Consider the following 26,659-nt stretch of genomic DNA (forward strand, 5'->3'; position numbering starts at 1 on the left):
GCTACAGCCCCCACACCCCACATTCCACGCCGTTCACCAGTAATCGACGCTTTTCTCCCTCGGGCAAAGACAGCTTTATCTCGCGCCACGCGGGCATATAATTCCCCTTACGGCTAAAGACCACGTTAATCTCGTTGGTTGAGCAGGTTATTTCCCAGCTAAGCCAGAGCGCATTGCCTTCTTTATAGCCCCAGGATTCTCCGTCATCCTCAAACAGCATGCCGTGGGAAACGCCAACGCCCTGCAACGGGTAAATTTTTAGCTCACGAACGGTATCGTCCTGCGGGGAAACGTAGCTGATACGCTCGCTGTGAGGAAGAGCGGCACCGGCACGTACCAGCAGCGGCAAACGCTCTAGCGGGGCGGGCAGGGTGATGGTCTGGCCGCCGCTAAACCACTGGCCGGAATAATAGTCGTACCAGCCATGCTCATTGGCTGGCAGCCATAAAGTACGTTCGCGCTGCCCCGGCTCCACCACGCTAGCCACCAGCACATCCCGACCCAGCAGGAACTCATCGCACTCATCGAACGTTTTTTCATCGTGCTCATGGTCGAGGAAGGTCGACCGCAGCATGGGTTCATCATCTGCATGTGCCTGCCACAGCAGCGTGTAGAAATAAGGCAGCAGGCGATAGCGCAGCTCAATAGCGCTGCGGATGGCCGGAGTGACCGCCGGATACATCCAGGGTTCGTTCACGGTGTGGTCATCATTCCATGAATGGATGGTAAAGCGCGGGTGCATCGCGCCGTTCTGAACCCAGCGTACGAAAAGCTCGGCATCGGGTTTATCACCCGAAAAACCGCCGACGTCATGCCCGACGTTAAACAGGCCGGACAGGCTCATGCCTACGCCCATCCGCGTGTTGTAACGCAGCGTATCCCAACTGGTGCGGTTGTCACCGCTCCACGTCTGAACGTAGCGCTGCATCCCGGCGCAGCCGGAACGGGAAATCAGATACGGGCGTTTTTCCGGGGAAAATTTCTGCTGAGCCTCCATCGAAGCGCGCATCATCAGCAGCGGCATGACCGGGCGAATATGTTTGATGGCTATCGGTTGGCCAAAGCCATGACAGCGCGCTTCCCCGTCCCACACTTCGTATTCATTGTTGTCGTTCCAGGTGGAACCAATGCCCATTTCCAGCAGTTGCGTGGTGACGCCGGCCTGCCACCATTTCACCGTGGCCGGGTTGGTAAAGTCCAGATGAGAGCCTTCATCGTCCCAGAAGCTGGAGCGTTCCGGCGCGTCGAATTCCGAATCTTTGATAAACAGCCCGCCTTTGGCAACCTCCTCATAGCGCGGATGATCCTGCAGCAGACAGGGTTTGATGTTGGCCGCAAGGCGGATCCCGGCCGCCATAAACGCCTGGCTCATCACCTTCGGCTGCGGCACTTTTTCATAGTTCCAGTTAAACACATAGCGCTTGTTATTGATCGAGGTGTAGCCCGACGACAGCTGGAAAGAGTCACACGGAATCGCGTGCTGCTGGCTCAGGCGGATAAAATTCATCAGCTGATTTTGGGCGTCTGGCGCGTCGGTGTAATGCATCGTTGAGCCGCTGTAGCCGAGGCTCCATTTTGGCCCGAAGAAGGTTTTCCCGGTCAGGCGGACGAAGGCTTTGGTGACATCCAGCACGCGCGGGCCGAGAAACAGGTAATAGTCCAGATCGCCGGCTTCTGCCTGCCAGCGGCGATAGGCCTGATGATAGTTGTCTATCTCGTTGCCCAGATCCAGCCAGCAGCTGCTCAGGTTGTCATAGAACAGGCCGAAGCTGACGTCGTCCCGGCGGGTAATGGTGAAGGGGATATGCTTGTAAAGCGGGTCGGTCGACACCGCGTTATAGCCCATTGCGTCCAGGTTACGCATCTCATAGCGTCTGCCGGTGCGGTTTAGCGGCCCGGCTTTTTCACCCAAGCCATAAAAGCGCTCGCCGGCAAAGCGCCGCTGATAGTGGGCCACGCCATCACCGTGGGCGTTAAGCTGGTAAGCGCTGGTGGGGCGATCGCAGGCGAGAGGCAGCCATTCGTCCTGGGCGGATTTGTATTCCCATTCCAGATAAAGCGGCTGATGCACGGTCACGCGCAGGCTTTCGCTACTGATAATCAGGCAATCGGCTTGTTGTTCCAGCGTGAAGCCGGGCAGGGTAAACCCGGCGAGGTTTTCGCGGTCGCGCCCCTCCCACGGCACGTCCTGCTGCGGGGCGATGCTCCAGGTGCGGTCCAGCGCCAGGCCTTGTTGACGCTTAATCAGCACGCGAAACAGCTTATCTTCCAGCACATACAGGTGCAGCGAATGCTTGCCGTCGAGGGTCAGGATAACCTGACTGTCACCTTGTTTTGCGAGCGTCCAGTTCTTAAGTGTTTTCATGAGAGACCATCCATTCAGGTGCGTTTTGCGCGGCGTTCGGTGATAAACGCCACCAGGAACACCGCACCGATCAGATCAAAAAAGCCCATGGCGATAAACAGCGGGTTGAAGCCAATCTTGTCGGCGGTGACGCCAATAATCAGAGAGAAGATAAAGCTGGCAATCCAGGCTGCCGAACCGCGCATGCCGTTGACGGTGGCCATCTGGCCTTTATCGAACGAGTCCACCACCAGCGCGCTGAGCATGCAGGAGATAATCTGGTGCCCGAAGCCGCCGATGGAGATAAGCAGGATGGCAATCCAGGGATCTTTAGTGACGGCGACCAGCGCCAGAGAAAGCATCAGGAACGCGCCGGTCACTGAACTCGCCACCACGGAATTGGTGCGCGAACAGCCAAAAATACGGACGTAAACTTTGGTCAGATAGCCGCTGGCAATGCTACCGATATCGGCGGCCAGGAACGGGAGCCAGGCGAACATGGCAATTTGTTTGAGATCCATGCCGCGTTCGTTGGCCAGGTAAAGCGGGACCCAGAAGCTCAGTACTGCCCAGGCGGGTTCTGCCATAAAGGCCGGAATCGCGATGCCGTAAAAGCGTTTGTTTTTAGAGACGGTTTTCAGGGCGGTGAAAAACGGCAGTTTCACGGCGGGCGGCTCGTTGTCCTGTTTGATAAACGCCAGCTCTTCCTTGCTCAGGTTCGGGTGCTGCTCCGGGTTGTGGTAAAACAGCCACCACAGTACGACCCACCCCAGCGCCAGCGCGCCGCTGAACATAAACGCACCCTGCCAGCCAAAAAAGCTGTGGGCGAAGTAGATAATCGGCGGAGCCAGCATCGCGCCGATGGAAAAGCCCACCCCGGCCCAGCCTGCGGCAATCGGGCGTTCTTTTTTCGGGAACCATTCACCCAGCGTTTTGGCGTTGGCGGGCGTGGCTGCGGCCTCCGCGCCGCCCATCATGAAGCGCAAAATAGCCAGCTGTAACCAACTCCCGGCTCCGGCATGCAGCATACACATCACCGCCCAGATGCTGGCGCAGATCAGGAACCCAATCTTCAGGCCAATCACGTCTATCAGCCAGCCGCAGATGGGCTGAAACAGGGTATAGGCCAATTGAAACGCGCCGACTATCCAGGAGTATTGTTCGGTGGTGATGCCGAGGGAGGTTTTCAGTTCAGGCGCCAGGATCCCCAGCGCATTACGCGTAATGTAGTTCACGGTAACGCCAAGTAAGAACAGAACCAGAACCCACCAGCGCAAGTGCCGGAAAACGCGTCCTGCCTTAACGGCGGTTATCGGTTGGTCGATGCCATGACTCATAGTTCACTCCACCTTGTAGGGTAATTAATAAGTAGAATTGGTATGCCACTATTTTTGGCGATGGATGTAATTTAATTTATTGATTTATATGTATTTAATTTGTTTTGTTTTTTGGGTGATAACTTTATTTGTCAACAAAACGGAGCGTAATTGAGTTATCAGCCAACCAATAGCGCAATTTTTGCAAACATTTTCACTATCTCGATCCGGCGCGAAGAAATGACGCTATTTTCCCGGCACTATGGCGTATCTATGGGCATGAAAATTTTTTCATTTCACAAATGGGCGTCGATCACAAAATGAGTAAAACGCTAAAAATCACCGAAATTGCCGCGCAAACGGGGCTGTCGATAAGCACCGTTTCCCGGGTGCTGGCGGGCAAGGGTAATACCAGCGAGTTGGCCCGCCAGCGGGTACTGGCCTGCGCCAAAGAGAAGGGCGTATTACAAGGGATTGCGGTGGGCAGATTGCTGGTCAACAGCCTGGTGGTTTTTGCGCCCCGTCGGGCGTTTGATGAGCGGCTGGACGTCTTCTACTACCGGGTGATGCAGGGTATCGGCAAGGCGCTGCTGCCCCACGACGCCAGACTGCGCTTCTGCGCGCTGGAAGAGAATGACAGCGATACCGGACTGTTTCTCAGCAAGATGAATGAGCCGGAAACCGAAGCTGCTATTTTGCTGGGAATCGATGATACGCGTATCCACGATCTGGCGGCGGATCTGGGCAAACCCTGCGTGCTGATCAACTGCCAGGATCGCAAAATGCGTCTTTCTGGCGTGGCGCCGGATCACCTTATGATCGGCCGCTTTGCCGCGAACTATCTGTTCGACATGGGACACAAAGGCGTGCTGACGTTAATGTGCCTGCGTCGCTACACCATGGAACAGCGCCTGGCCGGGATTCGGGATGCGTGGGACAGCCGGAATCTGTCGTTTGATGAGACCCGGCATTTGTTAGTCGCCCAAAGCTTCGGGGCCAAAGAGAGCGAAGCCCTAATCAGTGACTATCTGGCCGCCACGCCGCGACCTGCCTGGCCGAGCGCGCTGTTAGTCGGCGGCGACTTTATGGCGGCAGGTGCCGTCAGCGCTCTGCAAAAAGCCGGGCTGCGCGTGCCGCAGGATATGTCGGTGATGAGCATCGACGGCTTCAACCTGGCCGAAATTCATGACGTGCCTCTCACCTCCGTTCATGTGCCCAGGGACGAGCTGGGTGAGGAGGCGGTTCAACTGCTGCAGCAGCGCCTGATGCGCCCGGAAGCGCCGGTGGTGAATATCCTGTTGGGCGGCACGCTGAAGGTGCAGGCGTCAGTGCGGCGAGTGGGAGCGGGGAAAGGCGGACCGGCGATGGCCAGCGATAAACTCTACGATTGAGCAGAATAAAAGCATAAATAAACCCTAAACAGCGCAAGCTCTTTGCCTTGCGCCCTGAGTTTAAATCCCTACTATAGGCCGCGGAAGACTTGCAGTATCTCGTTAGGCGAGGCTCCTGTACAAACATAGGTTGCTGATCTGACGACGTCGAGAGACGCCCAAGATTAGGACAGGTTATATCGAGCGAAGGTATAACCCCAGGTAACTTCCCCCGCTTTTGGGGATACGTTGTACAGTGCTAAAACCGAGACATGGAGATAGCGTCAGCACTCTCATATCTTGCTTCGCCCCAGGATGAGGACTGTTTATTTTTAAAACAGTAACCGGGGAAAAATCATGACCTTTTCAACTAATACCTCAGCGCACACCCGCGCTTCACTGGCCGTGTCCGTCAAACTGCCATCCTCAGACGCACAAAATACCGTACTGGCTTACCTGAGCCAGGATTACATCGCTTTATCGCCGGGCACTTCGGTGCAGGATGCGCAGGCGTTGTTCTGTTCGGGCATTAAAAATGAGCAGATCCCGTCGCAGATATTTGTGGTGGACGACGATGCACATCTGTTTGGCCTCGTGCCGGTAAAATCGCTGCTGCAGGCGGACAAAGAGGCGCTACTCAGTGACCTGATGCGGCCCGTGGCGTTCTCATTAACGCCGGAAAAAACGCGGCATGAAGCCTGCGTTGACATTAAAAAGGCGGGCGCTAACTACATCCCTGTATTGAGCTACGGCAAGCTGAAAGGCGTGTTGGGCCCGCAGGAAATCGCTCAGTTGCTTGAGGACGAAAACACGCTCGACAGCCAGCTGCAGGGCGCATCGTCACCGCTGGAAACGCCTTATCTGCAAAGCAGCGTCTTTACGCTGTGGCGCAAAAGATCGGTCTGGCTGCTGCTGCTGTTTGTGGCCGAGGCTTACACCAGCTCGGTGATTAAATCGTTTGAAGATCAGCTTGAAGCGGCGATTGCGCTGGCGTTCTTTATCCCGTTGCTGATTGGCACCGGCGGGAACACCGGCACACAAATTACCTCGACGCGGGTCAGGGCGATGGCGCTCGGCGAAGTGGGGCTCAAGGATTTGGGCGCTATTTTGCGCAAGGAGATCTCGGCCTCGGTGCTCATTGCCTTAACGATTGGCACCGCCGGGTTTATTCGGGCCTGGATGCTGGGCGTGGGTATGGAAGTGATGATGGTGGTCAGCCTGACGCTCATCGCCATCACCGTCTGGAGCGCGATTGTCTCTTCGATTATTCCAATGCTGCTGCGGAAAGTGAATATCGATCCGGCCGTGGTGTCCGCGCCGTTTATCACGACCTTAATCGACGGAACCGGACTGCTGATTTACTTCGAAATCGCCAAAGTGATGCTCACCGATCTGGCGGTCTAAAAATAACGGGGATAATGCTATCCCCGTTTTCGTTTCTACCCGCACACTTCGCACTGCGGGTTCCGCGCCAGCTTCATCTCCCTGAACTGACAGGTCATTGCATCGTAAAGCACGATTTTCCCACGCGCTGGGGTGCCGTAGTTTGCCAGCAGCTTGATGGCTTCCATGGCCTCTAACGAGCCGATAATCCCCACCAGCGGCGCCATAACGCCCGCCTCCACGCAGCTCAGCGTACTTTCGCCAAACAGGCGGCTCAGGCAGCGGTAGCAAGGCTCGTTTTCCTGATACGTGAAGACGCTGACCTGGCCTTCCATGCGAATAGCCGCCCCGGACACCAGCGGGATCTTATGCTGATGGCAGCCGCGGTTGAGCTGGTTGCGAATGGTCACGTTATCGGTACAGTCCAGCACGACATCGTGGCGGGCAATCAAGCCGGAAAGCTGAGGGTATTCGAGCAGCGCATTGACGGTATCGAGTTGGATATGCGGATTAATCGCCGCCAGTGAATCCCGCGCGGAATCCACCTTCGGTTTACCAATCGTAGCATCGCTGTGCAGCGTTTGCCGCTGGAGGTTTGAGAGCGATACGGTGTCAAAATCGAGCAGCGTGAGCTGGCCCACGCCCGCGGCCGCCAGATACTGTGCCGCCGCGCAGCCCAGCCCGCCCAGCCCGACGATGAGCACTCGCGAAGCCTTAAGCTTTTCCTGGCCGTCAAAGTCAAAGCCGCGCAGCACAATCTGGCGGTTGTAGCGCAGCATTTCTTCATCGCTAAGCTCGACCATTTCAGCCTCCGAACAGCGGATTAAACGGTTCGACCTCAACCCATTCCCCGGCCTCGACGTTGCCACGCTCTCGCTCCAGCACCACAAAACAGTTGGCCTGGCTGAAGGAACTGAAAATATGCGATCCCTGATGCCCGGTACTTAATACCTCAAGATCGCCTTGCTCATTGCGGCGCAGAATGCCGCGCTGGAAGTCGAGGCGGCCCGGGGATTTCTTCAGCTTGCCGACGGTACGGACGCGCATGCGCGGCGGCAGAGGACCGGCGATTTGCCCACTTAGCTTCGCCAGCAGCGGCTGCACTAACTGGTAGAACGTCAGGGCGGCGGAAACCGGGTTGCCCGGCAGGCCGCAGAACCAGCTGTTTTTCAGGCGTCCAAAGGCAAACGGCTTACCGGGTTTAATCGCCAGTTTCCAGAAGCCCACTTCGCCCAACTCTTCGAGGATTTGTTTGGTGTAATCGGCTTCGCCAACGGAAACACCGCCGCTGCTGATGACCACATCCGCCCGGTTGTCCGCTTCGTTAAACACCGCGCGAAGGGCGGCCTGGTCATCGCGCACGATGCCGAGGTCGATCACTTCACAGCCCAACTGCTCCAGCATGATATGCACCGCCAGGCGGTTGGTATCGTAGATTTGGCCTTCGGCCAGCGGCTGACCCGGAAGCTGGAGCTCGTCCCCGGTGGAGAAGACTGCCGCACGCACTTTGCGATAGACCTTCACTTCCGGGATGCCCAGAGAGGCTATCAGCGGCAGTTCAGCGGCGGTTAATTTCACGCCTGTGGCGAGTACGCTGGCACCCTGATGGATATCCTCGCCGCGACGGCGAATATTCTGGCCGTTCTTCACGGGAGCGTTAAAACGCACGCCGCTTTCGGTCACTTCCGTCTCTTCCTGCATTACTACGGCTTCGGCTCCGGCAGGGATCGGCGCACCGGTCATGATGCGCACGCAGGTGCCCACAGGCCATTCGCCGTTGAACGGCTGCCCGGCAAACGCTTTACCTGCGACAGGCAGTGCGCCTCCGGCTTTAAGATCCGCCAGCCGTACCGCATATCCGTCCATCGCTGAGTTGTCGAAACCCGGGACATCAAGCGGGGAGGTAACAGGGGCCGCGGTAATACGGCCCGCCGCCTGCAGCAGCGGCAGGGTTTCTGTTTCGGACAACGGATGAATACGGGACAGCATCTGTTCAAGTGCGGTTTCAAGCGGGATCAGCCCGGCGGTAAATTCCATTCATGACTCCTGGGGCAGGGGCAAAATAAGGGCTTAGTATGGCAGAAAACGCCGCCTGACGGCATGTCTGGGATCAGCAAAAACCTTTCACCAGTGGTCGGACATGCGTTACATCACGTTGTCACGTTTCTTCTTTACGCTCGGCCTGCGCGTCAATCGCCATTGGCTATAGTCATTGTGGCTAATAAAAAACCTTGCAAGGAAGAACTGATGATAAGCAAACAAAAAGCATTCAAATTCAGTATGCTGGCCGCCGCTGTGGGCTTCACCTCCTCCGCATTTGCCTTTGATTCCCTCACCGTTTTTGGCGACAGCCTCAGCGATACCGGCAACAACGGACGCTGGACCTGGAACAGTAGCCAGAACAAGCTCTACGACGAACAGCTGGCCACACATTATGGCCTGACGCTGACGCCTTCCCGCGAAGGTGGGAGCAACTATGCCGCAGGTGGGGGCACCGCAGTGCCAGCGCTTAACCCGGCCGATAATACGCAAAGCCAGGTTCAGCGCTACCTTAACCAGACCGGTGGGCGGGCGGACGGCAACGGCTTATACATTCACTGGATCGGTGGCAACGATCTTGCCGCCGCGGCCACTCAGCCCGCGCTGGCACAGGGAATAGCCGCCAACAGCGCCGCCAACGCCGCCGCGCAGGTGGGGGCTTTGCTTGATGCGGGTGCCGGGCTGGTGGTGGTGCCGAACGTCCCGAATATCGGCGCGACGCCAACGCTAATGGAACTGGTACTCAGCGCCGGGCTGGGCGCGGCAGCTACGCCTGCTATTCAGGCCGCCTATGCTTCTCTGGATGCGGCACAAACGCCTGATCTGGCGAGCCGTCAGCAGGCGATTCATCAGGCGCTGCAGGCGGCGGCTTCCGTCGTCAGCACTAATCCACTCGTGCAACAGGGCGTGGCTGCCCAGTTGATAGCCGCCTACGATCAGGCCGTGCAGCAAGCTACTTTACTCACCACGTTCTACAACAGCGCCGAAGATCAGGCCTTGCTGCAGCACGGAGGAAATATCGCCCGGGCGGATATCAACGGCGTCTTCCAGGAAATTCTGGCCAATCCTCAGGCTTTCGGCCTGACAAACACCGCCGGGATGGCCTGTCCGCCGGGCGTGGCGGCGACCGATTGCACCAGCTCCACGCCTGGATTTAACGCCGCTCAGGATTATCTGTTTGCCGATCATTTCCACCCGAGCCCGCAGGTTCACAGCATCATAGCCCAGTACATTGAGTCGATTATCGTCGCGCCCGTGCAGGTCACTCGCCTGAATCAGGGCACGCAGGCGATGGTGCGCGGTAGCCGGGCAACTCTTGATAGCCGCTATCAGCAGCTGCGGCAGGGCGACAACGCTGCGGGTTCACTGGGCGTGTTTGGCGGCTACAGCGGTGCGTATCAGCGGTACAGCGGCAGTAGTGAAACGGGTGACGGCAAAGGAAACACCAATAACCTGACCGTGGGTCTCGACTATCAGCTGAACGAAAACGTAGTGCTGGGTGGGTTGATCGCCGGTTCGCTGGATAATCAGCGCCCGGATGACAGCTACCGCTATGACACTCGAGGTTTTCAGGCTGCGCTTTTTGGCCAGCTTCGCGCGGGCCAGGCCTGGCTGAACGGAGATGTGCATTATCTCTCTGCCGACTTCACCAATATTCAGCGCGATATCACGCTGGGGCAGCTTACCCGCACGGAAAAAGGCGACACCGACGGCAGGCTGTATGGCGCGAGATTGACGGCTGGCTACGATATCCCCGTCACGACCTGGCTGACCACGGGCCCGGTGCTGCAGTACGCCTGGGATTACAGCCACGTGAACGGCTACAGCGAAAACGGCAGCAGTAGCACCGCTATGCGCTTCGGCGACCAGAACGGCCATTCGCAAATCGGCAGCGCGGGCTGGCGTGTGGACACGAAGCTGGGCGTGATTAATCCCTGGGTGCAGGCAAGCTATCGCCATCAGTTTGGTGATGACAGTTACCGGGCGAGCGGCGGCCTAAAATCCACGGCGCTGACCTTCAGCCGCAGCGGCGAACAGCTGGATAAAAACTGGGCCGATATCGCCATCGGGGCAGATATGCCGCTTTCGAATACCGTGTCCGCATTCGCGGCGGTGGCACAAACGGCAGGCTTAAGCGACGGGAACCAGACGAGCTACAACGTGGGGATCAGCGCGAAGTTCTAAGATTTTGTTATTACCCTAAAAATGGCGACTTTAGTTTCATAAGTCGCCATTTTCTCTCTCTTCCGGGGCGGCCCGGGATTCACTGAATAAAGTCAATTTTCTTTACAACACTTTTACGTCTTTCTATATTCAAAAATCGTATCAATGTTTGGCAACGATTCTGATATTTATAGAAAAAACGCTGCCGGATACCACTTTCTACAGGCAATGCCGAATGACCAAAGCCGTTATCGCTATTCATGGCGGGGCCGGAGCCCTGACCCGCGCCCATCTGACGCCGGAAAAAGAGCTGCAGTTTATTAGCGCGCTCTCGGGCATTGTTGAAGCCGGACAGCAGATCCTTGAACGCGGCGGCAGCGCGCTGGACGCGGTGACCGAGGCGGTGCGCCTGCTGGAGGAGTGCCCGCTGTTTAACGCCGGGATAGGATCGGTGTTCACAAGCGCAGGTACACACGAGCTGGACGCCTGCGTGATGGACGGCAACAGCCTGAATGCCGGGGCGGTGGCGGGTGTGAGCCATATTCGCAACCCGATCCTGGCGGCAAGATTAGTGCTGGAAAACAGCCCGCACGTGCTGATGATTGGCGAAGGGGCGGAGCGTTTTGCCGTGCAGCATGGGCTTGAGCCGGTAGAAACCACGCTTTTTTCGACCGAAGAACGCTATCAGCAACTGCTGCGCGCCCGTGAAAGCCAACAGACGCTGCTGGATCATGACGGAGCTGAGCCGATTGATGCCGATAAAAAATTTGGCACGGTAGGCGCCGTGGCGCTGGATAAACTGGGGAATCTGGCGGCGGCAACGTCCACCGGCGGTATGACCAATAAACTGCCGGGCCGGGTAGGGGATTCGCCCTTAGTCGGCGCGGGCTGCTATGCCAATAACGCCAATGTGGCCGTGTCCTGCACCGGCACGGGCGAAGTTTTTATCCGCACGCTGGCGGCCTACGATATTGCGGCCCTGATGGAGTATGCCGGGCTAAGCCTGCAGCAGGCCGTTGACCGCGTGGTGATGGAGAAACTGCCCGCGCTCGGTGGCAGCGGCGGCATGATTGCCATCGACAATCAGGGGAACGTCGCGCTGCCGTTTAACAGCGAAGGAATGTACCGTGGCTTTGGCTTTGTCGGCGATGCCCCGAACGTAGGAATCTATCGTGACCAGGAGAGTTAATGCCGCACAGTCATGAGCTACCGGACGAGCAGGTGCTTGCCGTTAGCGATCTCAATATTCGCTTTCGCCAACAGCAGCAGGTCACCGACGCGGTGCGTCACCTGTCGTTGACCCTTAACCGGGGTGAAACGCTGGCTATCGTGGGCGAGTCGGGTTCCGGGAAGTCGGTCACGGCGATGGCCCTGATGCGCCTGCTGGAGCAGGGCGGCGGGCAGGTTAGCTGCGATAAGCTGCTACTTCGTCGGCGTAATAAAGAGGTGCTGAACCTGCCCGATCTGAGTAACGCCCAGATGCGTCGCGTGCGTGGGGCGGATGTGGCAATGATTTTTCAGGAGCCGATGACCTCGCTTAATCCGGTGTTCACCGTGGGCGAACAAATCGCGGAATCCATTCGTTTACACCAAAAGCTGGATAGCAGGGCGGCGCTGGCGGAAGCGAAGCGTATGCTGGAGCGCGTGCGAATTCCTGAAGCACAGGCCATCCTGAACCGCTATCCGCACCAACTCTCCGGCGGTATGCGCCAGCGAGTGATGATTGCCATGGCGCTTTCCTGTCGCCCGGCGGTATTGATCGCCGATGAGCCAACGACCGCCCTCGATGTGACTATTCAGGCACAAATCCTGCAGCTTATTCGCGTTCTGCAGGATGAAATGCAGATGGGCGTCATTTTCATTACTCACGATATGGGCGTGGTGGCCGACATCGCCGACCGGGTGTTGGTGATGTACCGGGGAGAAGCGGTCGAAACCGGCACCGTGGAGCAAATATTCCAGAACCCGCAGCATGCCTACACTCAGGCTTTGCTGGCCGCCGTTCCGCGCCTGGGCACCATGAACGGCAGCGATTTACCGCGCAAATTCCCGCTGATAGTCCAAGGCCAACCGAATCAGCAAGAGCCCGAAATCGAGCAGGACACCATTCCCCCCGGCGCGAAGCCGGTGCTGGAAGTTCGCGATCTGGTGACCCGGTTCCCGCTGCGTAGCGGAATTTTCAACCGGGTGACGCGGCAGGTACATGCCGTTGAAAAGGTGAGTTTTGATTTACTGCCCGGCGAAACGCTGGCGCTGGTGGGCGAGTCCGGCTGTGGAAAATCGACCACCGGGCGCTCGCTGCTGCGGCTGGTGGAAACTCAGGGCGGCACCATCACCTTTAACGGTCAGCGTATTGATAATTTGCCCAACGGCGAACTGCAGCATGTCCGCAAAGACATTCAGTTTATCTTCCAGGACCCCTATGCCTCGCTGGATCCGCGCCAGACCGTCGGCTATTCCATTATGGAGCCGCTGCTGGTGCACCAGGCGATGCCCAAAGAAGAGGCTCAGCAGCGGGTCGCCTGGCTGCTTGAACGTGTAGGACTCCAGCCGGAACATGCCTGGCGCTATCCACATGAGTTCTCCGGCGGCCAGCGGCAGAGGGTTTGCATCGCCCGCGCGCTGGCGCTGAACCCGAAGGTGGTGATTGCCGATGAGTCCGTCTCGGCGCTGGATGTGTCTATCCGGGCGCAAATCGTTAACCTGCTGCTCGATCTACAGCGCGACTTTGGCATCGCTTTTCTGTTTATTTCCCACGACATGGCCGTCGTGGAACGCATCAGCCATCGCGTGGCGGTAATGTATCTGGGCCAGATTGTTGAAATTGGCCCGCGCCGCGCCGTGTTTGAAAACCCACAGCATCCGTACACCCGCAAACTCATGGCGGCGGTGCCGGTGGCTGACCCAACCCGCAAGGGACGCAAGCCTGTTTTAGTGTCTGATGAGATCCCCAGCGCCACGCGCAGCCTGGGGGATGAACCGCACGTAGCACCGCTGGTTGCGGTGGGACCGGGGCATTTTGTTGCCCGTCACCCCATCGGTAGCAGTGAAAATCGCCTATAAAGGAAAACAATAATGACAGCTAACACAACGCAAAAATGGCTGCTGGCGGCGGGACTTGCCTCCGCCGTTATCGCCACGCCCGCTTTCGCTGCTAAAGATGTCGTCGTAGCGGTGGCCTCAAACTTCACCACGCTCGATCCTTACGACGCGAATGACACGCTGTCGCAGGCGGTGGCCAAATCGTTCTATCAGGGCTTGTTCGGGCTTGATAAAGACATGAAGCTGCAGAACGTACTGGCAGAAAGCTACAAAGTGTCTGACGACGGCCTGGTGTACACCATCAAGCTGCGCACGGGCGTGAAGTTCCAGGACGGCACCGACTTTAACGCCGAGGCGGTAAAAGCGAACCTCGATCGCGCCAGCAACCCGGATAATCACCTCAAGCGCTACAACCTGTATAAAACCATTGCCAAAACGGAGGTGGTCGATCCTTCCACGGTGAAAATCACCTTAAAAGAGCCGTTCTCGGCGTTCATCAATATTCTGGCCCACCCGGCAACGGCGATGATCTCCCCGGCTGCGCTGCAAAAATACGGCAAAGATATCGGCTTCCATCCGGTGGGTACCGGCCCGTATCAGCTTGATACCTGGAACCAGACCGATTTTGTGAAGGTGAAGAAATTCGCCGGTTACTGGCAGCAGGGCCTGCCGAAGCTGGACAGCATAACCTGGCGCCCGGTAGTGGATAACAACACCCGTGCGGCAATGCTGCAAACCGGTGAGGCGCAGTTTGCATTCCCGATCCCTTACGAGCAGGCAGGCGTGCTGGAGAAAAACAGCAAGCTTGAGCTGGTGGCTTCGCCGTCGATCATGCAGCGCTACATCAGCATGAACGTCACCCAGAAACCGTTTGATAACCCGAAAGTTCGCGAAGCCATCAACTATGCGATTAACCGCCAGGCGCTGGTGAAAGTGGCGTTCTCCGGCTTTGCTACGCCGGCAGAAGGCGTGGTGCCGCCGTCGCTTGCTTATGCCGAGAAATTCAAATCCTGGCCTTATGATCCAGCTAAAGCTAAAGCGCTGCTGAAAGAAGCGGGCTTCCCGAATGGCTTTGAAACCACACTTTGGTCCTCCCATAACCACAGCACCGCGCAGAAAGTCCTACAGTTTACCCAGCAGCAGCTGGCGCAGGTGGGTATCAAGGTTAAAGTGACGGCGATGGACGCCGGGCAGCGTGCGGCCGAAGTGGAAGCCAAAGGCCAGAAAGAGAGCGGTGTGAGAATGTTCTATACCGGCTGGTCGGCGTCTACCGGCGAGGCTGACTGGGCGCTGTCGCCGCTGTTTGCTTCTCAGAACTGGCCGCCAACGCTGTTTAACACCGCGTTTTACAGCAACCCGCAGGTGGATAAAGACCTGACTGATGCGCTGAAAACCACCAAGCCGGAAGAGAAAGCGAAGCTGTATAAAGATGCCCAGGACATTATCTGGAAAGAGTCTCCGTGGGTGCCGCTGGTGGTGGAGAAACTGGTTTCTGCCCACAGCAAAAATCTCACCGGGTTCTACGTGATGCCGGATACCGGGTTTAGTTTTGATAATGCGGATCTGAAGTAGCGTGATGATGACCCTCACCCCGGCCCTCTCCCTGAAAGGGAGAGGGGGAAATCTAAGTTTGTGTCTGTTGCCCTGTCTCTTTATTCCCTCTCCCCTCTGGGGAGAGGGACTCAATGCCCTGTCCTTTTTTCCCCTCTCCCCTCTGGGGAGAGGGTTAGGGTGAGGGGCCGCGATGTTTAACTATTTCCTCAAACGCCTTTTGGGCCTGATCCCGACGCTGTTCATCGTCGCGGTGCTGGTATTCTTGTTCGTGCATCTGCTGCCCGGCGACCCGGCGCGGCTGATTGCCGGGCCGGAAGCGGACGCCACCGTCATCGAACTTGTTCGCAAACAGCTGGGATTAGATCAACCGCTGTGGCGGCAGTTCCTGCATTACATCACGCATGTCGTGCAGGGGGACTTTGGCACCTCGCTGGTTTCGCGCCGTCCTGTCTCTGAAGAGATTGCCAGCCGCTTTATGCCCACGCTGTGGCTGACGCTGACCAGCATGGCATGGGCGACGCTGTTTGGCCTTGCCACCGGCATTGTGGCCGCCGTCTGGCGCAACCGCTGGCCGGATCGCCTGAGTATGACGATTGCCGTGTCCGGTATTTCATTCCCGGCCTTCGCGCTGGGAATGCTGCTGATGCAGGTTTTCTCGGTTGAGCTGGGCTGGCTGCCCACCGTGGGCGCCGACAGCTGGCAGCATTACATTCTGCCGTCCATTACCCTTGGGGCGGCGGTGGCGGCGGTGATGGCGAGATTCACCCGCGCGTCGTTTGTGGATGTGCTGCACGAAGATTACATGCGTACCGCCAGGGCGAAAGGGGTGAGCGAAACACTGATCGTGGTGAAACACGGCCTGCGAAACGCCATGATCCCGGTGATCACCATGATGGGGCTGCAGTTCGGCTTCCTGCTTGGCGGTTCGATTGTGGTAGAAAAAGTGTTTAACTGGCCGGGATTAGGGCGCCTGCTGGTGGATTCGGTGGAGATGCGTGATTACCCGGTTATTCAGGCCGAGGTTCTGCTGTTTTCGCTGGAGTTTATTGTGATCAACTTAGTGGTGGATCTGCTGTATGCCGCCATTAACCCGGCCATCAGGTACAAATAAGGATGCGACTTTTAAACTGGCGACGCCAGGCCATAGTCAACGCGATGCCCGTGGTGCGCCCCGGGCAAATTCGTACTCCGTGGAGCGAATTTCTGCGGCGTTTTCGCCAGCAGCCCGTGGCGATGACCGCCGGGCTGTTTGTGCTTTTGCTGATAGTGATTGCGCTCATCGCACCGTGGATTGCCCCCTTTGATGCAGAAAACTACTTCGATTACGACAGGCTGAACGACGGCCCGTCGATGCTGCACTGGTTTGGCGTTGATTCTCTGGGGCGGGATATTTTTAGCCGCGTGCTGGTCGGGGCGCAAATCTCGCTGGCCGCAGGTGTCTTTTCGGTGCTTATCGGCGCGCTAATTGGCACCTTCTTTGGCCTGCTGGCGGGCTATTACGAAGGCTGGTGGGATCGCATTATCATGCGAATCTGCGACGTGCTGTTCGCCTTCCCCGGTATTCTGCTGGCAATCGCGGTGGTGGCGGTGATGGGCAGCGGCATGACCAACGTGATTATTGCGGTGGCGATTTTCAGTATTCCGGCCTTTGCCCGCCTGGTGCGCAGCAATACGCTGGTGCTGAAACAGCAAACTTTTATTGAGTCTGCTCGTAGCATTGGTGCCCCGGATGCGACTATCATCTTCCGGCATATTCTGCCGGGAACCGTTTCGTCGATTGTGGTGTATTTCACCATGCGCATTGGGACCTCGATTATCTCCGCCGCAAGCCTGTCATTTCTTGGCCTGGGGGCTCAGCCACCGACGCCGGAGTGGGGCGCTATGCTCAACGAAGCGAGGGCAGATATGGTGATTGCCCCGCATGTGGCTATTTTCCCGAGCCTCGCCATCTTCCTTACCGTGCTGGCGTTCAACTTGCTGGGGGATGGGCTGCGGGACGCGCTGGATCCGAAAATTAAAGGCTAAGCTGAGGCAGTAGATTCGTTGCCCTGGAGTGAAGACATGAGAAAAATAACCGGGGCACTTCTGCTCAGCCCGTTGCTGATTGCCACTGCCTGCCCGGCGGCTAGCTGGTCGCTTGGCGCACAGGGTGGCTTGTATCAAACCCCTTATCAAACCCGGCACCAGCTTCGCTGGGCGCTGCCCTACGTCGGCTACGACGGCAAAACCTGGTACTTCGACGGCACCGAAGCGGGCTATAACTTCATCAATACCGACACGCTGCTGCTGCGCGCGAAAGTTTATTACTACGACACTCTGTATCGGGCGGATACCGGGCAGACGCCTGCGCTGCGGGGATTGAATAACCGCCACAGCACGATGATGGGCGGCATGACGATGCAATACACCACGCCGATAGGCGCGTTCAGCGCGACGCTTGCGGGCGACACGCTGGGTGTCAGCAACGGCGTGACGGCGAATTCGGCGTATATTGCGATGGCGCAGTGGGGCGATTTCACGTTAGTGCCAGAAGCCGGAATGGACTTTTCGAATGCGCAAAACACGCGCTATTACTACGGCGTTTCAGATAAAGAATCGGCAAAAACGGGCCTTGCGACATGGCGACCACAGGGCAGTATTGTGCCTTATGCGCAACTGGCAATGAACTACGCCTGGACGCCACTCTGGAATACCTGGGCGCAGTTTACCCAGCGTTTTTATCCGAGTGCCATCAGTGACAGCCCAATGGTGAATAAGAATAACCTGCGGGAGTTAACGGTGGGGATGAGTTATACGTTTTAAGTATTTTCTCCCCTCAGCCCAAGGAATGAGGGATAAAGCAGGGGGAGAGTTTTTTATTCCCTCTCCTTGTGGGGAGAGGGTTAGGGTGAGGGGCAAAACTAAACTACTGAACCCCACAGATCGTACTCATCCGCGTTTTCAACTTTCACACGGACAACGTCGCCTGGTTTCAGCTTCGTTTCACCATTCAGGTACACCGCGCCGTCGATTTCTGGGGCATCCGCCATGCTGCGGCCAATGGCGCCTTCTTCGTCGACTTCATCCACCATGACCAGAATCTCGCGGCCCACTTTTTCCTGCAGGCGCTCGGCAGAGATTTTCTGCTGCAGCTGCATAAAGCGGTTCCAGCGCTCTTCTTTCACTTCTTCCGGCACCTGGTCCGGCAGCTCGTTGGCGGTCGCCCCGTCAACCGGGCTGTATTTGAAGCAGCCCACGCGATCCAGGCGCGCTTCTTTCAGGAAGTCGAGCAGCATCTCGAAGTCTTCTTCGGTTTCACCCGGGAAGCCGACGATAAAGGTCGAACGCAGGGTCAGATCAGGGCAGATTTCGCGCCACTGCTTGATGCGCTGCAGCTGACGATCCGCAGAACCTGGACGCTTCATCAGCTTCAGAATACGCGGGCTGGCGTGCTGCAGTGGGATGTCGAGGTACGGCAGAATTTTGCCTTCCGCCATCAGCGGGATCACATCGTCAACGTGCGGATACGGGTAAACGTAGTGCAGGCGAGTCCAGACGCCCAGTTTAGCCAGCTGCTCGCACAGGCTAACCATGCTGGTTTTGACCGGAGCACCGTTCCAGAACCCGGTGCGGTGCTTAACGTCTACGCCGTAAGCTGAGGTGTCCTGAGAGATAACCAGTAGCTCTTTCACGCCCGCTTCAACCAGACGTTTTGCCTCCGCCAGCACGTCGCCGATTGGGCGGCTGTCCAGATCGCCACGCATGGACGGGATAATGCAGAAGGTGCAGCGATGGTTGCAGCCTTCGGAAATTTTCAGGTACGCGTAGTGGCGCGGTGTCAGCTTCACACCCTGTTCCGGCACCAGGCTCAGGAACGGGTTGTGCTGCGGTTTTGGCACATAGTGGTGAACGTGCTGCAGAACCTGCTCGTAGCTGTGAGGACCGGTGATTTCCAGTACCTTCGGATGCACTTCGCGGATCTGATCTTCTTTTGCGCCCAGGCAACCGGTGACAATCACCTTACCGTTTTCGTTCAGCGCTTCGCCGATGGCTTCCAGCGATTCCTGTACGGCGCTGTCGATAAAGCCGCAGGTGTTGACGATAACCATGTCAGCGTCGTCATAGCTTGGCACCACGTCATAACCTTCGGTGCGCAGTTCAGTCAGGATGCGTTCGGAGTCCACGAGGTTTTTCGGGCAGCCGAGGGAGACAAACCCGATACGGGGTTGTTGGGTCACATTGCTCATAGCTTAAAAAGTGTTCAATTATTAGAAAGATTAGGGCAGGGATTCTACAGAGGTTGGGCGGGAATTTGTACTGGAGAATTGCAGTTTGCGTTATAGGTTTCGGTTTAACCCCCACGTGCTGCGAATTACCCACTAAACAGCATCAAATGTAAAAGATATTGGCCGCGAATTCCCGTCCCTTGACCATACTTTAGCTGTGGATTAATCGTTAACCCACGAGGAGGATGCATTATGTCCGGATGTACGGTTAAACACGACCTGTTGAAAAAACTGCAGGCCGCGAAGGGAGAGATTGCCGCCTACCTGGCGTTGAGAAAGGCCAAAGGGTACATGTCTGTCAGCGAAAGCGAACAGCTGCGGACCCGTTTGCTGGATGTCTGTCACCGGAGCCGCGATGCTGCCTTTGTGCTGCAGGCGAGCCTGTTGGACGATGAAAAAGATGATTTTCGCCACGCCGTTGAGGCGTGTTCATCCGCTGCAGTTTGCCTGATGAGCGGGCGCAAAGACTGCCCGCAATATATCGCGGTTGATGCGGCAAAGCTTGAAACCAGCCTGATGCAGCTCACCCGCAGCCTGAATGCGCTGGCAGAACGCGATAAGGCCATCGAAGCCTGACCTGAGCGCGGGGAGTCTGCCACACTCCCCGTTCTTAATGTTATGTAAAACCGGGCGGTAAATTATCTCCGGCGGCTACCCTTAACGAATAGCCAAAACCAGGAGATTGCCATGCCGCCGTTCCCGTCCCGTACGCTTCTCGCCGCCACGCTGCTTTTCTCTGCCTCTTATGCTCTGGCCGCCAAAACCAACGTTGAAGTCCTGCAAACCAACCTGCCACATCCGTGGGCGCTGGACTTTTTGCCTGATAATCAGGGAGTGTTGATTACCCTGCGCGGCGGGGAGCTGCATCTGTGGCTGCAGGGCAAGGGATTATCCGCCCCGATTAGCGGCGTGCCCGTTGTCTGGGCCCACGGGCAGGGCGGTTTGCTGGACGTTGTGCTGGCCCCGGATTTTGTCAGTAGCCGCCGCGTGTGGCTTAGCTTTGCCGAAGGCGGCAGCGACAATAAAGCCGGTACCGCCGTTGGATATGGCACGTTAAGCCAGGATCTGAAGCGGCTGGAAAACTTCAAGGTTGTGTTCCGCCAGGCACCAAAACTCTCCACCGGCAACCATTTCGGCGGACGCATGGCGTTTGACGGGCAAGGTCATGTATTTATCGCGCTGGGGGAAAACAACGAGCGCGCCACGGCCCAGGATCTCGATAAGCTGCAGGGCAAAGTGGTGCGGCTTAATGCCGATGGTTCCGTCCCGCAGGATAACCCGTTTGTTGGCAAGCCGGGCGTCCGGCCTGAAATTTGGTCTTACGGCCACCGTAACCCGCAGGGATTAGCCATTAATCCGGCCAACGGCGAGCTGTGGCTAAACGAGCACGGGCCGAAAGGCGGAGATGAAATCAATATCCCGACAGCCGGGAAAAACTACGGCTGGCCGCTGGCGACCTGGGGCATTAATTACAGCGGACTTAAGATCCCCGAAGCGAAAGGAGGAGAAGTTGAAGGCACCGAACAGCCGATTTATTACTGGAAAGTCTCCGCGGCTATAAGCGGCATGGCGTTTTATTCGGCTGACACCTTCCCGCAGTGGAAAGGCAAGCTGTTTATCGGCGCGCTCAAAGAAAAGAATCTGATTGAACTGACACTGGACGGCGATAAGGTGACGGGCGAACAGCGGCTGCTGGGGGATCGTAAGCAGCGTATCCGTGATGTGCGCGTCGGCCCGGACGGCTATCTGTATGTCCTGACCGACGAATCTGATGGCGAGCTGCTAAAAATCAGCCCGACCGAAAGCTGAATCAGGTCAACGGGATCATCACAATTTTCTTGAACGCCGGGCGCTGGGTGAGTTGCTGATACCAGCGCTGAAGGTTCGGCACCGCATCCCAGGGAATATCAAGGTTGAGCAGGCTGTAGATTTGCGGGCCAAAGGCGAGGTCGCCCAGGCCAAAGGCTTCGCCACCCAGCCACGGCTGTTTAGCCAGTTCCGCATCCGCAATCGCAAACAGCTTGTTGCAGGCCGCAATGCTTTGCTCAATCAGCTTATGGTCACGCTCTTCCGGTGGAGTTCTGACCAGGCTGGCGTATACGCCACGGTAGGGGCCCGCGACCGCTGTGGCGGACCAGTCCATCCATTTTTCACCTTTGGCTCGCTCGGCGGGGCTATTCACCCACAGAGAATCACCGCCATATTCAGCGGCCAGGTAACGCACGATGGTATTGGATTCCCAAAGCGTCAGCCCGTGTGCGTCATCATAAATGCACGGAACCAGGCCATTCGGGTTCATCGCCAGGTACTCGGCATCTTGCGTCAGGCCAAATTTTCCGCCCGCGGGAACGGAGCGGTACGGCAATTGCAGCTCTTCCAGACACCACAGCACTTTCTTAACATTGGTGGAGTTATCTCTGCCCCAAACGGTAATCATGGTGGTTCCTTTTTTTGCAGGTGGACATCGAGTATGCCCGGCTCCGGTCACGAAAACACCACTGTTTCTCAACCGAAGCTAAAAAAAATGGCGTGACGGCGGCAACTCGCGCAGATATCGAATAAACTTAAAAAACTTTACCAACTCTATGTTTCTTTAAGTGGATTCGTGCGTTATTACTCACACCCTGACTTTTGGGTGGCGGTGCGCACCGTGAATTTTTTAAGAATGGATACTCAGGTGGTTTTATGACGATCTTGCAAATGCCTGCAACACTACGTGGTTTAGTCGCAGGGACAACCCTGCTGCTGATAGCGGCTCCTGCGCTAAGCGCTGAGCAGACCGCAGATGCTCCCCAGGTCGATGCAAAAGCCTGGATTTTGATGGATTACGCCAGCGGGAAGGTGCTGGCGGAAGGAAATGCCGACGACAAACTCGATCCGGCAAGTCTGACCAAGCTGATGACCAGCTACGTGGTAGGGCAGGCGCTGAAAGCAGGCAAGATTCACCTGACGGATATGGTGACTATCGGGAAAGATGCATGGGCGACCGGTAACCCGGTGCTGCGCGGCTCTTCGCTGATGTTCCTGAAACCCGGCGATAAAGTCTCGGTGGAAGATCTGAACAAAGGCGTCATTATTCAGTCCGGGAACGACGCCAGTATTGCGATTGCCGACTATGTGGCGGGCAGTCAGGATTCGTTTGTCAGCCTGATGAACAACTACGCACAGAAGCTCAAGCTGACCAACACCACCTTTAAAACCGTTCACGGCCTGGACGCGCCAGGGCAGTACAGCACCGCGCGCGACATGGCGTTGCTGGGGCAGGCGCTGATCCATGATGTGCCGGACGAGTACGCGGTGCACAAAGAGAAAGAGTTCACCTTTAACAATATCAAGCAGCCGAACCGTAACCGCCTGCTGTGGAGCTCTAATCTCAACGTTGATGGCATGAAAACCGGTACCACCGAGGGCGCAGGCTATAACCTCGTTGCTTCGGCAACCTCCGGTGATATGCGCCTGATTTCCGTCGTATTGGGGACAAAAACCGACCGCATTCGCTTTAACGAGAGCGAAAAGTTGCTGACCTGGGGCTTCCGTTTCTTCGAAACCGTAACGCCAATCAAGCCTGACGCCACTTTCGTGACCCAGCGCGTCTGGTTTGGCGATAAGAGTGAAGTCAATCTTGGCGCGGGTGAAGGTGGCTCGGTGACCATTCCTCGTGGTCAGCTGAAAAACCTGAAAGCCAGCTTTACGCTGAACGAACCTCAGCTAACCGCGCCGCTGAAAAAAGGCCAGGCCGTCGGCACCATTGACTTCCAGCTTAACGGCAAATCCATCGAACAGCGCCCGCTGCTGGTGATGAAGCCGGTTGAAGAGGGCGGGTTCTTCAGCCGCATGTGGGACTTCGTGCTGATGAAGCTCCACGGTTGGTTCGGGAGCTGGTTCGCCTAAACGCCTACCACGTTAGCGTCAGGTTTTCCGCTGCGGCAAAGTCGATAAACTCCGCAGCGGGAGGCCGGTTGGTAATCACTGTATCAAACGCCGTCAGCGGCCCCATGCAGGCGGCGCGAACCTTGCCAAACTTGGTGTCATCGACCACCAGAATATTACGCTGGGCCATGCTCAGCGCCCAATGCTTCACCGGCAGCTCATTCAGATTAAAGCAAGTTGCGCCGTAGCGCAGGTGGACGCCTGCCGCGGATAAAAAGGCAATATCCGGGCAGATATTCCCCAGGCACTCCTGAAAGTTAATCGGATTAAAAATCGCATTGCTGGCGTGAAACTCGCCGCCGCTTAAAATCACCCGGCAGTTGGGCTTTTCCTGCAGTGCCAGAAAGGTGTTGAGGGAATAACACAGGCCGGTGAAAGGCAGATCGTCGTCAAGGGCGTCGATGATGTAAGGCGTGGTGGTGCCGCAGTCGAAGAACACGGTCTGGCGCGGGCGAACATGCTGTGCGGCGAGCCTGGCAGCGTGGCGTTTCTCTTCAACCTGTCGCGTTTTTTCATCACTCAACAGATAGTAGCTGGCCCCGGCGCTGCGAGGCTCCAGTACCACGTATCCCCCCAGGAGCACAACCTGACCAGGCTCATTGTTGATGTCGCGACGGATGGTCATTTCGGAGACGCCCAGCAGCTGAGCGGCTTCTTTGAGATGAATTTTATCGCTGCGCTTCAGCGCCTGTAGCAGGCGGTTAATGCGCTCTTCACGGCGGGTTTCCATAGCGGCCTCTGAACATTAAAAAGCCCCGCTAAGGCAGGGCTTTAGTTAATGCATCTTACCTGTGGTGCACCGCTTAGTCACGCACCCAGCCTTTACGAATCGGCAGCGCGAAGCAGTAGCGGTAGATCTGATGCAGGCGCTGATGGATTTGTGGCCCGCGCAGGTTCCAGACCATCTGCGACAGCAGACAGGCACTCATGCCGACCAGCAGGCCGCCGAGCATATCCAGCGGCCAGTGCACGCCGAGGTAGACGCGGGACCAGGCAATCGCGCAGCCGATAACAAATAACATCACGCCGGACCAGACGCGGTGCCAGCATAAAAATGCCAGCGCGAAGGTGAAGATCACCGTGCCGTGGTCGCTCGGGAAAGAATCATCCGGCGCGTGGTGCAGGAAGTTATAGCCCAGTCCGACCACAAAAGGGCGCGGATGCGGGAACAACTGCCCAATGACCCATGACAGCACCACGCTAATCACCAGCGCCATGCCGGTTTTGATCACCACCTGGCGCTGGGCCGGCATCTGCTTACGCTGACCCCAAAGCCAGAGCGCGACGATCAGCAGCGGGACGATGCTGATCAGATCCCGGGCGAAGAATATTGCCAGCTTTATCATCCACTCCGGCGACGACGGGGTGGCATTAATGAGCAAAAACAGATTCTGGTTGAGCGTTTCCATCATGACTTGTCCTGTGCTTTAACTGACCAGGTGGATATCGCGCCGTGAAGCGCCACCTGGATTAACCCTACCCAACAACCTGTCCACAGGCTGTGGCTGAAAAAGTGCGCCCCGCGCATCATCTGGCCTTCTCCCGGGAAAACCAGCTAAAAATAGCAGCCCGTATTATCAGGATGCAAAGCGGGAAAAGATAGAAGCGGGGCGGCAGACGGTAAAGCAGTTTTGTCTTATTTACCGTTGGTTTAGGAAAATATTTCATCTTGTCTTTACTAAGACAGTGCCGGCCTTAAATTCATGGCAGCAGAATATTCATCACAGATTAAGAAATCCTTAATAGAATTGAGGTATGATGTGCGCGGCTTTACACCCCGTGCTATTTGTCAGCCGTTGACTACCGCTGGCACGGGCAATTGAATACACTCTGCGCGTTTCTTTATCTTCTGAGTTCCTAATGCAACATAATACGATAGCTAACAAATCGTTAGGCCGTCAGGCGCTGCTGTTCCCGCTCTGCCTGGTGCTCTACGAATTCTCAACTTATATCGGCAATGACATGATCCAGCCGGGGATGCTGGCCGTGGTGGATCAGTTCCAGGCGGGCGTGGAATGGGTGCCGACATCGATGACGGCTTATCTGGCGGGCGGAATGTTCCTGCAGTGGCTGCTCGGGCCACTTTCTGACCGTATTGGCCGCCGACCGGTGATGCTGACCGGCGTGGTCTGGTTTATTGTCACCTGCCTCGCGACGCTGCTGGCCCAGGACATTCAGCAGTTCACCTTCCTGCGCTTCCTGCAGGGCGTCAGCCTGTGCTTTATTGGCGCGGTGGGTTACGCCGCTATTCAGGAGTCGTTCGAAGAGTCGGTTTGCATCAAGATAACCGCGTTGATGGCGAACGTGGCGCTGATAGCTCCATTGCTTGGGCCGCTGGTGGGTGCAGCGTGGATCCATATCGCGCCGTGGGAAACGATGTTCGTGTTGTTTGCGCTGCTGGCGGCTATCTCTTTCTTTGGGTTGCACAAAGCGATGCCGGAGACGGCGACTCGCCTCGGCGAAAAGCTTTCTCTGAAGGAGCTTGGGCGCGATTACAAGCTGGTACTGAAAAACCTGCGTTTTGTCTCCGGTGCGCTGGCGACCGGCTTTGTGAGCCTACCGCTGCTGGCGTGGATTGCCCAGTCGCCGGTGATTATCATCAGCGGGGAGAATCTCAGCAGCTATGAATACGGTCTGCTGCAGGTGCCTATCTTTGGCGCGCTGATTATGGGTAACCTGGTTCTGGCCAAACTGACCTCCCGCCGTAGCGTGCGCAGCCTGATCATCATGGGCGGCTGGTGGATTGTACCCGGCCTGGTTGTCGCGGCGGTGGCAACGGTGGTCTCTTCTCATGCTTATTTGTGGATGACCGCTGGCCTCAGCCTGTACGCCTTTGGCATCGGCCTGGCGAATGCGGGCCTGGTGCGCCTGACGCTGTTTGCCAGCGAGATGAGTAAAGGCACGGTGTCGGCGGCGATGGGTATGCTGCAGATGCTGATCTTTACCGTCGGTATTGAGCTGAGCAAGCACGCCTACCAGTTCGGCGGCAACGGGTTGTTCAGCCTGTTTAACCTGCTGGGCGGGGTGGTTTGGCTTGGCCTGATGGTGTTGTTCCTGAAGGATAAAACTGTCGGGCAGGCAAGAGACGCCTGATTTTACCCTCACCCTCTCCCTAAAAGGGAGAGCAGCTGTGTTTAAAGTCAAGGGTGGCGCTATGTCGTCACCCATTCTTTATTATCCCGAAGCATTGCATTCAGGATGGTCACCAGCTTTCTGATACAGGCCGTTATGGCCACTTTGAACGCCTTTCCC

The 26,659-nt window shown here is 57.0% G+C and carries 21 protein-coding genes and 1 riboswitch; of the genes, 13 read left to right on the plus strand and 8 right to left on the minus strand.

Features of this window, described 5'->3' with window-relative positions:
* Position 1: 1 nt before the first annotated feature.
* Positions 2-2,365: a glycoside hydrolase family 31 protein gene (locus tag B9Y90_RS01290; RefSeq protein WP_085539966.1), complete on the minus strand. Its 2,364-nt coding sequence runs from the start codon at positions 2,363-2,365 to the stop codon at positions 2-4.
* Between the two features lie 14 nt (positions 2,366-2,379).
* Positions 2,380-3,681: an MFS transporter gene (locus B9Y90_RS01295; RefSeq protein WP_085539967.1), complete on the minus strand. Its 1,302-nt coding sequence runs from the start codon at positions 3,679-3,681 to the stop codon at positions 2,380-2,382.
* A 299-nt stretch (positions 3,682-3,980) separates the two neighbouring features.
* Here B9Y90_RS01295 and B9Y90_RS01300 point away from each other — a divergent pair, with 299 nt between their 5' ends.
* Both B9Y90_RS01300 and B9Y90_RS01305 read left to right on the plus strand, forming a co-directional pair.
* Complete coding sequence (locus B9Y90_RS01300) at positions 3,981-5,051, plus strand: LacI family DNA-binding transcriptional regulator (protein WP_254902580.1); 1,071 nt, start codon at positions 3,981-3,983, stop codon at positions 5,049-5,051.
* A 91-nt stretch (positions 5,052-5,142) separates the two neighbouring features.
* Positions 5,143-5,315: riboswitch (M-box (ykoK) riboswitch) on the plus strand.
* A 72-nt stretch (positions 5,316-5,387) separates the two neighbouring features.
* The gene (locus B9Y90_RS01305; RefSeq protein ID WP_085539969.1) at positions 5,388-6,434 is read left to right on the plus strand and encodes a magnesium transporter; all 1,047 of its coding nucleotides are present in this window, start codon (positions 5,388-5,390) and stop codon (positions 6,432-6,434) included.
* Between the two features lie 35 nt (positions 6,435-6,469).
* On the opposite strand, the gene moeB is transcribed toward B9Y90_RS01305, so the two are convergent.
* Together moeB and moeA are read right to left on the minus strand one after the other, a co-directional pair.
* Entirely contained in the window at positions 6,470-7,216 is a 747-nt protein-coding gene (gene moeB / locus B9Y90_RS01310) for a molybdopterin-synthase adenylyltransferase MoeB (protein ID WP_085539970.1), read from the minus strand.
* Position 7,217: 1 nt separating this feature from the next.
* Positions 7,218-8,450, minus strand: coding sequence for a molybdopterin molybdotransferase MoeA (gene moeA, locus B9Y90_RS01315; protein ID WP_085539971.1), 1,233 nt, complete (start codon positions 8,448-8,450; stop codon positions 7,218-7,220).
* A 243-nt stretch (positions 8,451-8,693) separates the two neighbouring features.
* Here moeA and B9Y90_RS01320 point away from each other — a divergent pair, with 243 nt between their 5' ends.
* From B9Y90_RS01320 to B9Y90_RS01350, 7 genes are all read left to right on the plus strand, one after another.
* The gene (locus B9Y90_RS01320) at positions 8,694-10,637 is read left to right on the plus strand and encodes an autotransporter outer membrane beta-barrel domain-containing protein (RefSeq protein WP_441302643.1); all 1,944 of its coding nucleotides are present in this window, start codon (positions 8,694-8,696) and stop codon (positions 10,635-10,637) included.
* Positions 10,638-10,851: 214 nt separating this feature from the next.
* Positions 10,852-11,805, plus strand: coding sequence for a beta-aspartyl-peptidase (gene iaaA / locus B9Y90_RS01325; protein ID WP_085539973.1), 954 nt, complete (start codon positions 10,852-10,854; stop codon positions 11,803-11,805).
* Positions 11,805-13,679: a glutathione ABC transporter ATP-binding protein GsiA gene (gene gsiA / locus B9Y90_RS01330; protein ID WP_085539974.1), complete on the plus strand. Its 1,875-nt coding sequence runs from the start codon at positions 11,805-11,807 to the stop codon at positions 13,677-13,679. Before iaaA ends, gsiA begins: the two co-directional genes overlap by 1 nt.
* 12 nt (positions 13,680-13,691) lie before the next feature.
* Entirely contained in the window at positions 13,692-15,230 is a 1,539-nt protein-coding gene (gsiB, locus tag B9Y90_RS01335; RefSeq protein ID WP_085539975.1) for a glutathione ABC transporter substrate-binding protein GsiB, read from the plus strand.
* A 172-nt stretch (positions 15,231-15,402) separates the two neighbouring features.
* Positions 15,403-16,323 (plus strand): glutathione ABC transporter permease GsiC, encoded by a 921-nt coding sequence (gene gsiC, locus B9Y90_RS01340; protein WP_039295349.1) that lies wholly within the window; start codon positions 15,403-15,405, stop codon positions 16,321-16,323.
* A 2-nt stretch (positions 16,324-16,325) separates the two neighbouring features.
* Positions 16,326-17,237 carry a glutathione ABC transporter permease GsiD gene (gene gsiD / locus B9Y90_RS01345; protein ID WP_085539976.1) on the plus strand — a complete coding sequence of 304 codons (912 nt, stop codon included), beginning with the start codon at positions 16,326-16,328 and terminating at the stop codon, positions 17,235-17,237.
* A 36-nt stretch (positions 17,238-17,273) separates the two neighbouring features.
* Positions 17,274-18,014 carry a MipA/OmpV family protein gene (locus B9Y90_RS01350; RefSeq protein ID WP_085539977.1) on the plus strand — a complete coding sequence of 247 codons (741 nt, stop codon included), beginning with the start codon at positions 17,274-17,276 and terminating at the stop codon, positions 18,012-18,014.
* 98 nt (positions 18,015-18,112) lie between these two features.
* Here the strand turns inward: B9Y90_RS01350 and rimO are convergent, their stop codons facing one another.
* Positions 18,113-19,438 (minus strand): 30S ribosomal protein S12 methylthiotransferase RimO, encoded by a 1,326-nt coding sequence (rimO, locus tag B9Y90_RS01355; protein ID WP_008455208.1) that lies wholly within the window; start codon positions 19,436-19,438, stop codon positions 18,113-18,115.
* A 231-nt stretch (positions 19,439-19,669) separates the two neighbouring features.
* Here rimO and B9Y90_RS01360 point away from each other — a divergent pair, with 231 nt between their 5' ends.
* Positions 19,670-20,053 carry a biofilm formation regulator BssR gene (locus B9Y90_RS01360; RefSeq protein WP_039295341.1) on the plus strand — a complete coding sequence of 128 codons (384 nt, stop codon included), beginning with the start codon at positions 19,670-19,672 and terminating at the stop codon, positions 20,051-20,053.
* Positions 20,054-20,164: 111 nt separating this feature from the next.
* A complete protein-coding gene (locus B9Y90_RS01365; RefSeq protein WP_085539978.1) occupies positions 20,165-21,286 on the plus strand; it encodes a PQQ-dependent sugar dehydrogenase in 1,122 nt (373 codons plus the stop codon).
* Between the two features lies 1 nt (position 21,287).
* On the opposite strand, the gene B9Y90_RS01370 is transcribed toward B9Y90_RS01365, so the two are convergent.
* Positions 21,288-21,914: a glutathione S-transferase family protein gene (locus B9Y90_RS01370; protein WP_085539979.1), complete on the minus strand. Its 627-nt coding sequence runs from the start codon at positions 21,912-21,914 to the stop codon at positions 21,288-21,290.
* Between the two features lie 248 nt (positions 21,915-22,162).
* On the opposite strand from B9Y90_RS01370, the gene dacC reads away from it, so the two are divergent.
* The gene (dacC, locus tag B9Y90_RS01375; protein WP_085539980.1) at positions 22,163-23,368 is read left to right on the plus strand and encodes a serine-type D-Ala-D-Ala carboxypeptidase; all 1,206 of its coding nucleotides are present in this window, start codon (positions 22,163-22,165) and stop codon (positions 23,366-23,368) included.
* Positions 23,369-23,372: 4 nt separating this feature from the next.
* Here the strand turns inward: dacC and deoR are convergent, their stop codons facing one another.
* Both deoR and ybjG read right to left on the minus strand, forming a co-directional pair.
* Positions 23,373-24,137, minus strand: a complete 765-nt coding sequence (deoR, locus tag B9Y90_RS01380) for a DNA-binding transcriptional repressor DeoR (protein WP_085539981.1) — start codon at positions 24,135-24,137, stop codon at positions 23,373-23,375.
* 73 nt (positions 24,138-24,210) lie between these two features.
* Positions 24,211-24,819 (minus strand): undecaprenyl-diphosphate phosphatase, encoded by a 609-nt coding sequence (ybjG, locus tag B9Y90_RS01385; protein WP_039295327.1) that lies wholly within the window; start codon positions 24,817-24,819, stop codon positions 24,211-24,213.
* Positions 24,820-25,267: 448 nt separating this feature from the next.
* Between ybjG and B9Y90_RS01395 the strand changes: the two genes are divergently transcribed.
* The gene (locus B9Y90_RS01395; RefSeq protein ID WP_085539982.1) at positions 25,268-26,500 is read left to right on the plus strand and encodes an MFS transporter; all 1,233 of its coding nucleotides are present in this window, start codon (positions 25,268-25,270) and stop codon (positions 26,498-26,500) included.
* The last annotated feature ends 159 nt before the right edge of the window (positions 26,501-26,659 follow it).

It is taken from the genome of Cedecea sp. NFIX57, assembly GCF_900177785.1.
GTDB classification, from domain to species: Bacteria; Pseudomonadota; Gammaproteobacteria; order Enterobacterales; family Enterobacteriaceae; genus Cedecea; species Cedecea neteri_C.